Origin of the sequence: Pseudomonas sp. MS19 (assembly GCF_013277615.1) — a bacterium.
GTDB lineage: Bacteria > Pseudomonadota > Gammaproteobacteria > Pseudomonadales > Pseudomonadaceae > Aquipseudomonas > Aquipseudomonas marincola.
The window spans coordinates 53,412-65,918 of the sequence record NZ_VBTO01000003.1 but is presented as its reverse complement, the minus strand read 5'-3'; the positions used below and the strand labels follow the sequence as shown (position 1 = coordinate 65,918).

Genomic DNA, 12,507 nt, shown 5'->3' with positions numbered 1-12,507 from the left:
AAGCATTACCTTGCAGGCGGCTGTTCAGGGGGCTTTGCAGCCGCGCCCGATCAAATCATTGCTGGCCGTGCGGTAAATCAGGCCTTCTTCACCCTTCATGTGAAAGGTCAGCATGCCATCGCTGAACATCGCGCCGGAGCCCGAAGGCTCACGTTTCAGGCGGTGGGCAATATCGCCACCGGCCACACGCACATCCACCGACTCTTTGCTGTCATCGGTAAAGCGCCACAGCACTTCGGCCTGGCTGTCACACACCCAACGGGTCCATGCATCCGGCGTTGCAGGCTGACTGGAGCAACCGGCTATTACGCTGAGCAGTGCAGCACCGACGGCGGCTTTGCATAGTTTATCCATATTGGCTCTCCGGGCATCCGTTGTCTGACGGCTCGCAGGTCTACTTCACGAACCCTGTGGATTAAAGACAATGCTCAGCAGTTGGTCTGCTCATCGCCGGCATTGGTCATATCTTCACTGCTCTCGACATCGATGCGTTGATCCTGATTGGTGGTTGGCGACTCGATCTCGACCGGGCTGAATACCTTGCAAGCCTTCTCGTGATGAGCACCGCCGACACACCCAGTGATCGACAGAACAATTGCAGCTACCGCTAGACTCATGCGCATCATAAATGGCTCCCTGTCATCCGTTGCAACGTTAAACCGCCTGCGGCATTGGCCTGCAGGCGGTGGGTTATCAAGCGTTGGCGCGCTGCTCGAGCACTTCAACCGCTGGCAACACTTTACCCTCTACGAACTCGAGGAAAGCGCCGCCACCGGTGGAAATATAGGAGATACGCTCGGCAACGTTGTATTTATCGATCGCCGCCAGCGTGTCACCACCGCCCGCGATAGAGAACGCCGGGCTTTCGGCAATCGCCAACGCCAGGGCTTTGGTGCCTTCGCCGAACTGATCGAACTCGAACACACCAACCGGGCCGTTCCACAGGATGGTTTTCGAAGACTTCAACAGCTCAGCGAACTGAGCAGCAGTCTGCGGACCGATATCCAGAATCATGTCGTCTTCGGCAACGTCCGCCACCAGCTTCACGGTTGCAGTCGCTGACTCGGCGAATTCCTTGGCCACGACAACGTCGACCGGCAGCGGCACGCTGACCTTGGCGGCGATGGCTTTGGCAGTCTCGACCAGATCCGCTTCGTACAGCGATTTTCCGACCGGAAAACCCGCCGCAGCGAGGAAAGTGTTGGCAATACCGCCGCCCACAATCAACTGATCGCAGATCTGGCTGAGGCTGTTGAGTACGTCGAGTTTGGTCGACACTTTCGAGCCGGCAACAATTGCTGCCATCGGCTTGGCCGGGTTACCCAGCGCCTTGCCCAGTGCGTCCAGCTCTGCCGCCAGCAACGGGCCAGCCGCCGCAACCTTGGCGAACTTGGCGACGCCGTGGGTCGAACCTTGAGCGCGGTGCGCAGTGCCGAAAGCGTCCATGACGAAGACGTCGCACAAGTTGGCGTATTGCTGCGCCAGCTCGTCGGTGTTTTTCTTTTCGCCGTTGTTGAAGCGCACGTTCTCCAGCAGCACGATTTCGCCGGCTGCCAGCTCAACGCCGCCCAGATAATCTTTGACCAGACGCACGTCACGGCCCAAGGCTTTGCTGAGGTAATCAGCAACTGGCTTGAGGCTGTTCTCTTCCGAGTATTCGCCCTCAGTCGGACGACCCAGGTGCGAGCAAACCATTACCGCTGCGCCTTTTTCCAACGCCAGCTTGATGGTTGGCAAGGACGCCAGGATACGTGCATCGCTTTTAACCACGCCGTCTTTTACCGGCACGTTAAGGTCTTCGCGAATCAACACACGCTTACCTTGGAGGTCGAGGTCGGTCATTTTTAAAACGGTCATGGAATCAGTCCTTCACGGGGGCTGGTTGAATGGATTGGGTGGAAGCAGATAAGTAGTGTTCGGCAACGTCGAGCATGCGATTGGCAAAGCCCCATTCGTTATCGAACCAAGCCAGCAAATTGACCAGGCGCGGTCCGGAAACCCGGGTTTGGCTGCCATCGACAATCGCTGAATGCGGGTCGTGGTTGAAATCACAACTGACCTGCGGCATTTCAGTGTATGCAATCAGACCTTGCAGCGGGCCGGAGGTGGCCGCGTCTCGCAGGATGCGATTGATTTCAGCGGCGCTGGTATCACGCGCTGTTTGAATGGTGATGTCCAGGCACGAGACGTTAACTGTCGGCACCCGTATGGCCTTGGCCTGAATCCGCCCATGCAGATCCGGCAACAAGCGTTCGATACCCCGCGCCAAGCCGGTAGACACCGGAATCAGCGACTGGAAGGCCGAACGCGTGCGGCGCAAATCTTCATGGTGATAGGCATCAATCACCGGTTGGTCGTTCATTGCCGAGTGAATCGTGGTGATCGATACGTACTCGATCCCGACGGCTTCATTGAGCAATTTAAGCAGCGGCACGCCACAGTTGGTGGTGCACGACGCATTCGATACGAGCTTCTCGGCACCGCTTAATGCGTGCTGATTAACCCCGTAAACGATGGTGGCGTCGGCATCCGCCTCGCTGGCCATTGGCTGCGAGAACAACACGCGCGGCGCACCGGCCTTGAGAAATCTCTGGCCGTCTGCACGGCTGGTATAAAGCCCCGAGCACTCGAACAACAGGTCGATATCCAGCGCCGCCCAGTCAATCGCCTCGGGCGTTGATTGGCGCAGCACCTTCACACAACCGCCGTTGATGTGCAGGCAATCGCCTTCGACCCGAACCTCGCCGGGAAAACGCCCGTGGGTTGAATCGAAGCGGGTCAGGTATTCGATACTGGCCTGATCGGCCAGGTCATTCAGGGCAACGATTTCCAGCTGCGCGCCAGCGCCCCGCTCGTGCAAGGCACGCAATACGCAGCGGCCAATACGGCCATAGCCATTGAGGGCAATTCTGAAGGGGCGATTACGCATGACAGTCTCGATAATTGCGAGCGACGTTGGCCTGCGCGCACCTTGATGCGCGCAGGCTGAGGCCGTCTTGATCAGGCTTCGAGCATTTCAGCAGCGGTTTCGAGGATGTTGTCCACGGTGAAACCGAAGTGCTCGAACAGAGCAGGTGCAGGCGCCGACTCACCAAAGGAGGTCATGCCGATTACCTGACCTTCGAGGCCGACGTACTTGTACCAGAAGTCGGCGTGAGCGGCTTCGATAGCGATCCGCGCGCCAACCTGAACAGGCAGTACGGATTGCTTGTAGCCGGCGTCCTGCGCATCGAACACGCTGGTGCACGGCATCGAAACGACGCGAACCTTGCGACCTTGTTCGCTGAGTTTTTCGAACGCCTGAACCGCCAGACCGACTTCGGAACCGGTCGCGATCAGAATCAGTTCTGGCTCACCGTCGCAGTCTTTCAGCACGTAACCACCGCGGGCGATGTCGCTCAGCTGAGCAACGTCACGGCCTTGGTGCGGCAGGTTCTGACGCGAGAAGATCAGCGCGGACGGGCCGTCATTACGCTCAATGGCGTATTTCCAGGCCACTGCCGATTCAACAGCATCCGCCGGACGCCAGGTGTCCAGATTAGGCGTGCTGCGCAGGCTGGTCAGCTGCTCGATTGGCTGGTGAGTCGGGCCGTCTTCGCCCAGACCGATAGAGTCGTGGGTGAACACATACAGCACACGCTTCTTCATCAACGCCGACATGCGCACTGCGTTGCGGGCGTATTCCATGAAGATCAGGAAGGTCGCGCCGTACGGTACGAAACCGCCGTGCAGGGCCACGCCGTTCATGATCGCGCTCATGCCAAACTCGCGAACGCCGTAGTACATGTAGTTGCCGCTGGCATCTTCAGCCGATACGCCCTTGCAACCTTTCCACAGGGTCAGGTTGGAGCCGGCGAGGTCGGCCGAGCCGCCGAGGAACTCAGGCAGCAACGGGCCAAATGCATTCAAGGTGTTCTGGCTGGCTTTACGGCTGGCGATGGTTTCGCCTTTAACCGCAACCTCAGTGATGTAGGCCGCCGCTTTCTCAGAGAAATCAGCCGGCAGTTCACCCGCCATACGGCGTTTGAATTCGCTGGCCAACTCAGGGAACGCCGCCGCGTAAGCAGCAAAGCGCTGATCCCATTCGGCTTCGGCAGCAGCGCCAGCAGCCTTGGCATCCCACTCGGCGTATATATCTGCCGGGATTTCAAACGGGCCATGGTTCCAGCCCAGTGCAGCACGGGTCAGCGCGATTTCGTCATTACCCAGTGCGGCGCCGTGGCAATCTTCCTTGCCCTGCTTGTTCGGCGAACCAAAACCGATGATGGTCTTGCAGCAGATCAGGGTTGGCTGCTCGCTCTTGCGCGCAGTTTCGATGGCAATCTTGATTTCTTCGGCATCGTGGCCGTCGACGTTACGGATGACCTGCCAGCCGTAAGATTCAAAACGCTTAGGGGTGTCATCGCTGAACCAGCCTTCGACTTCACCATCAATCGAGATGCCGTTGTCGTCGTAGAACGCGATCAGTTTGCCCAGACCCAGAGTACCGGCCAGCGAGCAGACTTCGTGCGAGATGCCTTCCATCATGCAGCCGTCGCCCATGAAGGCGTAGGTGTAATGGTCAACAATCTTGTGGCCGTCGCGGTTGAACTGCGCGCCCAGCACTTTCTCGGCAATTGCAAAACCAACGGCGTTGGCAATACCCTGACCCAAAGGACCAGTGGTGGTCTCAACACCGGGCGTGTAACCGTATTCTGGGTGACCCGGCGTGCGGCTGCCCATCTGACGGAACTGCTTGAGGTCTTCGATACCCAAGTCATAACCGGTCAGGTGCAGCAGCGAGTAGATCAGCATGGAGCCGTGGCCGTTCGACAGCACGAAGCGGTCGCGGTCAGCAAAGCTCGGGTTGCTTGGGTTGTGCTTGAGGTAGTCACGCCACAACACTTCGGCGATATCCGCCATACCCATTGGTGCGCCAGGGTGGCCGCTGTTGGCTTTCTGCACGGCATCCATACTCAAGGCACGGATGGCATTGGCACGCTCACGACGGCTGGGCATCGCTGATTCTCCTAAGGGGCTAAACACAAAAGGGGTCTATTTTCGCCCACTACCACACGTTCGGGCAATGACAGATAGTCGCAATCGACACATTAGATGAGAAACTACACCGCCGCAGCGCCAGGATCGCGCTGTATTCCCAGCAGTTGACACTGCCAGCCACCAGAAAAGGAATTTCTCTTGGCTTCAGAAATTACGCTTTACAGCTACCCCACCAGCCCATTTGCCGCAAAAGTACATGCCTATCTGCTGTACAAGCGCCTGGCATTTCGCGTGCATTATGTTAACCCGCTGAAACTCACCAGCACGCTGCCGGTCGGTCAGCAGATCCCGGTGCTGACGATTGACGGCAGCCATTACGCCGACTCCAGCAGCATCATCAATGAAATCGAACGGCGCTGGCCTGCCGAAGTAACCGCGCAGCAGTCGCTGATAGATACCCGCGATCAATGGCTCACCGAAAACATGGTGCCAACCCTGTTTCGGGCGGCGTTCATGGAGGCTGATTCTTCGGCATTCAAAGCCTGCCGCAATGCCTGGCGCTTGGCGGCAGTAATGCGCAAAGCGTGCGGCGTGCCGCTCATGTTGACGCCGGGCTGGCCGCTGCTGCTGCGCAAGCAACCGTTCATCCGCTCTTTGGTGCTGCCGCAAATCAGCCAGGGCAGCGCACCGGAACAACGGCAGAAAATGCTCAAGCAGATGAAACACTGGCTGAGCGAGAAGCCCTATCTGGCCGGCGACTGCATCAGTCAGGTGGATATCAGCGCCTACGGAATGCTGGCGATGCCGTATTACCTGGGCCTTGAAGACGCGGACGACTTTGTCCGCTGCGAAGTGATCAAGGCGTGGTTTGAGCCTATCAACAAACTGGTCTGCGACAGCGCCCTGCAAGCCACCGACAACAGCAGGCCGCCGTTGCTGGCAGCGCAATGGTGCTCACGCTTGCCTCTGACCAAGGCATAGCAGCCGGTATGAGCTGCGCACAGTTGCGGCGCAGCTCATACCAACGCTTCAGGCTATTCAGCGAATGATTGTGGTGCTGTCGGCGGCGATGTTTTCCACCGTGCGCCGCTCGCCATTGGCCAGAACCACTTCGACACTGACCGGTGACTTGTCGTCACCCAAGCCAAAGAACAGCGAATTACTCTGGTCGGTCAACAAGCCTGCCTGAGTATTAAGCTGCTGGGTGTAGCTGCGCCCGGCCTTGGAGATAACCGTGACATTGGCCCCAGCCAGCGCCAGATTGTCGGCAAACGTCAGCTTGATGTAGCTGGCTTTACCGGTGTTCAGGTAGGCCTTCGGCTTTTGGCCCATATTCAGCCAGAACAGGTCCGGACGGCCATCGCTGTCGATGTCATAGATAACCGGCGACTGCCCGTAGTAGGGATCGCCGACTTCCAGTTCATCGTTCTGATAGAACCCGGCAGTATTACCTTCGCCAACCTGAACAAAGGCCTTGCCCGGCAATTTGTTGAGCTGATGCGGCGGCCATTTTATGTAGCTCTGCGCGACCATCAGGTCGAGCTTGCCATCCAGGTCGAGATCACCGAATACACCGCCCCAGGCGAACCCGTAACCATCCAGCGCCTTGTCTTTAAGCACATCGTGGAACTTGAAGTCGCCCTCGTTTTCCAGCAGCAACCAATCAAGATTCAACTCCTGATCATCACGCAGATCACCGCGTGCCAGCTTGTTGCTGATACTGGTGCCGATATTCGACAGGAACAGATCCTGATCGCCATCAGCATCAATGTCGCCAATGCCAATGCCCATCCAGTAACCGAGGCCGGAATCAATGGCAATCGACTCGAAGGTCAGGTCGCCGTTGTTCTTGAATATCTCGACGCGACCGGTGTTGTTGGCCAGTACCAGATCCTGCAAACCATCGTTATTGAGATCGACAAAACTGCTGTGGAAGGTGTTTTGCGTGCCTTGAGTAGCGGTTTTTTCGGTCACATCCTCGAAGGTCATGTTGCCAACGTTGTGCAGCATCAGGTTGTGCTTGGCATGTTCGGGATCATTGAACACGCTGGATGAGAATTTGTCTGGCGCGACAAACAGGCTGACGTACAGATCAAACTGGCCGTCTTTGTCTATATCTGCAATGGTTGTGCTGAGCGGGATCGAGTCCGCCGGCAGCGCGATGTCGAGCTTGCGCGTGACGAACTTGCCGTTTGTGTTGATCAGCGCGTAGAGACCATCCTGGCGCGTTACCAGCAGGTCGGTATCGGCGTCATCGTCGAGGTCAAACGACAGCGCGCCGTAACTGGCCTGTTTGCCGGCCAGGTCGCCTGTCAGCCCGGCCTCAGCCGCGACATCGACCAGACGCCCATCCACATAACGCAGCAGGCCATCTTGGTGACCTTTGCCGCTGGAGATGAACAACTCGCTCTTGCCGTCGCCATCTATGTCGATTACTGCCGCGCCGCTGAAAAACTGCGAGGTTTCGTTATCCCAGTGCGGGGTAAACCCAACATCGACCGGCTTGAATGCGGGCCCGGTGAGCTCAACAGGGGACGATTTTATCGTCTCTTCAGACTGCTGATAAAACCAGTAGTACGCCCCCAGACCGGCAGCGGCGACAACAACCAAAGGAATTCCGATTTTCTTTTTCATAGCCATCCTAGCTAATTGGTCCAAACCGGCACTCTGCGGCAAAGACAACCGCGTCACAACCCTGCAACGTCTTTATGTGCATCTGACACAACCACGACTGACCAACGGTCGCTGCGCTGCAACCCACGCAAACAGCACCCTCACGCCTTAATGCAGACGGCGGCAATGGGACGCCAAAGACCAATATCAAGATTTTTTGATATTGGTCTTGCTGTATGAAAAATGACCTATTAGACTGCCCACCCTATGAACTTGCGCGTCCCACAGCTCCGCTTTGAGCCTGCCGATGAACTGGCTGCCCTGTGCAAAGCTGGCGGAGACCCGCTACGGTTGAATGTTTTACGTGCGCTGAGCAATGACTCCTTTGGCGTGCTGGAACTGGCGCAGATTTTCGACATCGGCCAATCCGGCATGAGCCATCACCTCAAGGTGTTGGCGCAAGCAGGACTGGTAGCGACCCGCCGCGAAGGCAATGCGATTTTTTACCGTCGCGCCTTGTCGGCGGCCACCACTGGTTTGGGCGGCAAGTTGCACAGCGCGCTGCTGGATGAAGTCGATGAGTTGCAGCTGCCCGACGCCGTATTGGCGCGCATTGCGCAGGTTCACAGCCAGCGCGCGGCAGCCAGCCAGGATTTCTTTGCGCGCAACGCTGGCAGCTTTCAAGCGCAGCAAGACCTGATTGCCGGGCTTGCGCAGTACCGCGACAGTGTTCTGGCCTTGCTTGATGCACTGGGCTTTGATGCCACAGCCAATGCGTTGGAAATCGGCCCCGGCGATGGCGGTTTCCTGCCCGAGCTGGCCAAGCGTTTTCACAGCGTAACGGCGCTGGATAACAGCCAGGCGATGCTTGATCTGGCACGTTTGCAATGTGAAAAACACGCCCTCGGCAACGTCAAACTGCAACTGGCCGATGCGTTGAATGATGATTACAGCGCCGCCGACTGCGTGGTGATGAACATGGTCTTGCACCATTTCGCCGCGCCAGCCGAAGCGCTCAAGCAGCTCGCCACACGGGTCACGCCCGGCGGCAGCTTGTTGATAACCGAGTTGTGTAGCCACAACCAGAGTTGGGCCAGGCAGGCCTGTGGTGATCTCTGGTTGGGTTTTGAACAGGACGACCTGGCCCAATGGGCTATCGCCGCAGGACTTAACCCGGGTGAAAGCCTTTATGTAGGCCTTCGCAATGGTTTTCAGATTCAGGTGCGGCACTTTGCCAAACCGGAACAACACAGCGGTTCAGGTGTGCAGGTGCGCGCCCAACCGATCTCACCCACCGGTATTAATTAGGAAGACCGATAGATGAGCGATTATTCCCTGTTTACATCCGAATCCGTGTCCGAAGGCCACCCGGATAAAATTGCTGACCAGATCTCCGATGCCGTGCTCGACGCGATCATCAGCAAAGACAAACACGCCCGCGTTGCGTGTGAAACCATGGTCAAGACTGGCGTTGCCATCATCGCCGGTGAAGTCAGCACCAGCGCCTGGGTTGATCTCGAAGACCTGGTCCGTAAAGTCATCATCGACATTGGCTACGACAGCTCGACCGTTGGTTTCGACGGCGCCACGTGCGGCGTTCTGAACATCATCGGCAAGCAGTCGGTCGACATTAACCAGGGCGTTGACCGCAGCAAGCCAGAAGATCAGGGCGCGGGCGACCAGGGCCTGATGTTCGGTTATGCCAGCAACGAAACCGACGTACTGATGCCGGCTCCAATCTGCTTCTCGCACCGTCTGGTCGAGCGTCAGGCTGAAGCACGCAAATCCGGCCTGCTGCCTTGGCTGCGCCCGGACGCGAAATCGCAGGTCACCTGCCGCTATGAAAACGGCAAGGTTGCCGGTATCGACGCCGTTGTTCTGTCGACCCAGCACAACCCGGAAGTCAGCTACAACGACCTGCGCGAAGGCGTTATGGAGTTGATCGTCAAGCACGTGCTGCCTGCCGAACTGCTGCACAAAGACACCCAGTTCCACATCAACCCAACCGGTAACTTTGTAATCGGCGGCCCAGTGGGCGATTGCGGCCTGACTGGCCGTAAGATCATCGTCGACACCTACGGCGGCATGGCCCGTCACGGTGGTGGCGCGTTCTCCGGTAAGGACCCGTCGAAGGTAGACCGTTCAGCTGCATACGCTGGCCGTTATGTTGCCAAGAACATCGTCGCTGCCGGCCTGGCCGAGCGCTGCGAAATTCAGGTTTCCTACGCAATCGGCGTGGCTCAGCCAACCTCGATCTCGCTGAACACCTTCGGCACAGGCAAGATCAGCGATGACAAGATCATCCAACTGGTGCGCGAGCACTTCGATCTGCGTCCATACGCGATCACCAAAATGCTCGACCTGTTGCACCCGATGTACCAGCCAACGGCGGCGTACGGCCACTTCGGTCGCAACCCGTACGAAATGACTTACGAAGGTGAAACCTTCACCGCGTTCACTTGGGAACGCACCGACAAGGCCGCTGATCTGCGCGCCGCTGCCGGCCTGTAAGCCATAGCAAAAATGAGCCCCGCCACGTGCGGGGCTTTTTTTCACCGGTAAACTTTGCAGAATGCGCGCAGCCACATCCCGAAACTGACGCGCACGTTTTCAGCCACTCGCCTACCACTGGCAACGCTGCGCAATTATCGAAGCCCCGCCACTCTTTAGTTAACACCGCGCCAAATCTGCTGAACTAGCCTCAAGGCAGCCCGCCCGCATGGATGCCTGCGATGCCGATCTATCTGTTTATGCTCCTGCTGCTATTGAGCGTGGTCGCCGAGGCCGCCCCCTGCCCTGCATGGGATAAGCAACGCGCCAGCGCTGAAATCAACCAACTGCACAGCCGCATCGCTCGCTGGGACAGCGCTTACTATGTGGATAAGTCGCCTTTGGTCAGCGACCAGATCTACGATCAGGCACGGGCGCAGCTTGACCAATTGCGCGACTGTTTCCCCGCGCTCACACCCGCCGCGACTAATCCACTGATTGTTAATGCCGGGCCACTGCAGCACCCAATTGCGCAAACAGGCTTGCGTAAACTCGCCGACGAAGACGCCGTGAATGCATGGCTCAAAAGCCGCGACGAGGTCTGGATTCAGCCTAAAGTCGATGGCGTTGCCGTCACGCTGATTTATCGCAACGCCAAACTGGTGCAAGTGATCAGCCGGGGCGACGGCATCAGCGGTCAGGACTGGACACAAAACGCCCGCCACATCAGCGCCATACCCGCTCAATTAGCGGCGCAACGCGACTTGCTGATACAAGGCGAGCTGTACCTGAAACTGGACCGCCACGTGCAGTCGCGCGATGGCGGCGGTGGCGCGCGCAGCGCAGTGGCCGGGCTGATGAACCGCAAACAACTGACCCGCCAGCAAGGTGAAGAAATTGGCTTGTTTGTTTGGGACTGGCCACAAGGCCCAAGTGACATTGATACGCGCAACGAGCAACTGGCCGCGCTTGGCTTCCCCGCCAGCCAGCAATACAGCCGGCCGATAAAAACCCTCGAAGATGCTCAACGGTGGCGCCAGCACTGGTGGACGCAGCCCCTGCCCTTTGCCACTGACGGCGTGGTGCTGCGCCAGAATACGCGCTCGCCCGCCGCACGTTGGCAAGCGAAACCACCGCACTGGGCAGCAGCCTGGAAATATCCGGTTTCCAGCGCGTTGGCACGGGTGCAAGCGGTGCGCTTCTCGATTGGTCGCAGCGGGCGCATCACCCCGATTCTGCAGCTGCAAACCATTAAGCTGGATGGGCGCAATATCAGCCGGGTCAGCCTCGGTTCACTGCAGCGCTGGCAGCAACTAAACATTCAACCGGGCGACAGCGTGGCGATTCGCCTGAGCGGGCATGCCATCCCCACGCTTGAGCGGATCGTCATGCGTGCAGAGCAAAGCCCCAGCGTTATCGCGCCAAGTGCCAGCGATTACCACGCACTGACTTGCTGGCAAGACTCGCCCGGCTGCCGGCAACAATTCAGCGCACGGCTTGAGTGGTTAGCCAGCAGCGATGGTCTGAACATGCAAGGAGTTGGCCCAGCGACGTGGCAGAAGCTGCTCGACAGCCAACAGGTTTATCAACTGCTGGACTGGCTCGCCTTAAGCCGCGAGCAGTTGCTGGCAACGCCGGGGCTGGGGCAGCACCGCACCGACTTGTTGCTGCATCACATCCAACGGGTACGCCAATTGCCGCTAGCCAACTGGTTGATTGCGCTGGGCATGCCGCCGTTGAACACTCTACCCGCAAACTCCTGGCAAGCCTTGGCCCGGCGAAGCGAGCAAGACTGGCGCGAGCTTCGTGGCATTGGCCCAAAACGGGCCGCCGCCCTGCAGGCATTCTTTGCTCACCCGCAGGTAAAGCGCCTCGGCCAGCAACTTCAAACACTCGAAGTGGCTGGCTTCTCGCCGGATCAGTGATTGCGGAACTCTTGGTGACACGCCTTGCAGCTGTCTTCGACGCGCTTGACCGGCGCCGCCAGATCAGAGCTTTTCAACGGCTTGGCGGTGGTTGCGACGACTAACGCAGCCGTGCTGTTTTCCAGATCATCGGCCAGTTCTTTAAACCGTGCCTGACGCTTCCATACATCGTCCTTGGCGTTGGTGTGATCTTCTTCCTTGATCTGCGGAAAGTGCTGCCAGGGCGTGCGTGAAATCTGATCGAGCTTGGCGGCGCCTTCAACAAAGCGCGCCTCGTCGAACACAATGCGGCCACGAATCATGCCGCCAAGGTCTTCACTGGTTTTCAGCATTTGCTTGAAAATGGCTTGGCGCTGGCCCAGTGGTGAGTTGGGATCGACACCACCGCAGGCGGTGAGTGTGCTGGCGGCAAGCAGAATTAGCAGAGCGTTTCTGAGTTTCATAACACCTTCATAACTGCAACAAGGCTCAAAAGAGGGCGACAGTATCGTCACTCCCG

Annotated in this window: 11 protein-coding genes; 4 read left to right on the top strand and 7 right to left on the bottom strand. The window is 58.2% G+C overall.

Annotated elements, in window-relative coordinates:
• Positions 1-24: 24 nt before the first annotated feature.
• The 5 genes from FEZ62_RS00815 to tkt all read right to left on the bottom strand — a co-directional run bounded on the left by FEZ62_RS00815 (position 25) and on the right by tkt (position 4,998).
• A complete protein-coding gene (locus tag FEZ62_RS00815; protein ID WP_069902489.1) occupies positions 25-354 on the bottom strand; it encodes an MliC family protein in 330 nt (109 codons plus the stop codon).
• Between the two features lie 74 nt (positions 355-428).
• Positions 429-626: a hypothetical protein gene (locus tag FEZ62_RS00810; protein WP_239655524.1), complete on the bottom strand. Its 198-nt coding sequence runs from the start codon at positions 624-626 to the stop codon at positions 429-431.
• Positions 627-693: 67 nt separating this feature from the next.
• Positions 694-1,857: a phosphoglycerate kinase gene (locus FEZ62_RS00805; protein ID WP_090513737.1), complete on the bottom strand. Its 1,164-nt coding sequence runs from the start codon at positions 1,855-1,857 to the stop codon at positions 694-696.
• A gap of 4 nt (positions 1,858-1,861) precedes the next feature.
• Positions 1,862-2,929: an erythrose-4-phosphate dehydrogenase gene (gene epd / locus FEZ62_RS00800; RefSeq protein ID WP_069902487.1), complete on the bottom strand. Its 1,068-nt coding sequence runs from the start codon at positions 2,927-2,929 to the stop codon at positions 1,862-1,864.
• A 71-nt stretch (positions 2,930-3,000) separates the two neighbouring features.
• On the bottom strand, positions 3,001-4,998 hold the full coding sequence (gene tkt / locus FEZ62_RS00795) for a transketolase (RefSeq protein WP_172926501.1): 1,998 nt from the start codon (positions 4,996-4,998) through the stop codon (positions 3,001-3,003).
• Between the two features lie 180 nt (positions 4,999-5,178).
• On the opposite strand from tkt, the gene FEZ62_RS00790 reads away from it, so the two are divergent.
• Positions 5,179-5,961, top strand: coding sequence for a glutathione S-transferase (locus tag FEZ62_RS00790; RefSeq protein WP_172926500.1), 783 nt, complete (start codon positions 5,179-5,181; stop codon positions 5,959-5,961).
• A 57-nt stretch (positions 5,962-6,018) separates the two neighbouring features.
• Here the strand turns inward: FEZ62_RS00790 and FEZ62_RS00785 are convergent, their stop codons facing one another.
• Positions 6,019-7,614, bottom strand: coding sequence for an FG-GAP-like repeat-containing protein (locus tag FEZ62_RS00785; protein WP_172926499.1), 1,596 nt, complete (start codon positions 7,612-7,614; stop codon positions 6,019-6,021).
• A gap of 246 nt (positions 7,615-7,860) precedes the next feature.
• Here FEZ62_RS00785 and FEZ62_RS00780 point away from each other — a divergent pair, with 246 nt between their 5' ends.
• The 3 genes from FEZ62_RS00780 to ligB all read left to right on the top strand — a co-directional run bounded on the left by FEZ62_RS00780 (position 7,861) and on the right by ligB (position 12,008).
• Entirely contained in the window at positions 7,861-8,901 is a 1,041-nt protein-coding gene (locus FEZ62_RS00780) for a metalloregulator ArsR/SmtB family transcription factor (protein ID WP_069902483.1), read from the top strand.
• Positions 8,902-8,913: 12 nt separating this feature from the next.
• Positions 8,914-10,104, top strand: a complete 1,191-nt coding sequence (metK, locus tag FEZ62_RS00775) for a methionine adenosyltransferase (RefSeq protein ID WP_069902482.1) — start codon at positions 8,914-8,916, stop codon at positions 10,102-10,104.
• A gap of 221 nt (positions 10,105-10,325) precedes the next feature.
• Positions 10,326-12,008 (top strand): NAD-dependent DNA ligase LigB, encoded by a 1,683-nt coding sequence (gene ligB, locus FEZ62_RS00770; protein WP_242454854.1) that lies wholly within the window; start codon positions 10,326-10,328, stop codon positions 12,006-12,008.
• Here ligB and FEZ62_RS00765 read toward each other — a convergent pair.
• Positions 12,002-12,451: a cytochrome c gene (locus FEZ62_RS00765; RefSeq protein ID WP_090513764.1), complete on the bottom strand. Its 450-nt coding sequence runs from the start codon at positions 12,449-12,451 to the stop codon at positions 12,002-12,004. The genes ligB and FEZ62_RS00765 overlap by 7 nt on opposite strands.
• Positions 12,452-12,507 lie beyond the last annotated feature (56 nt).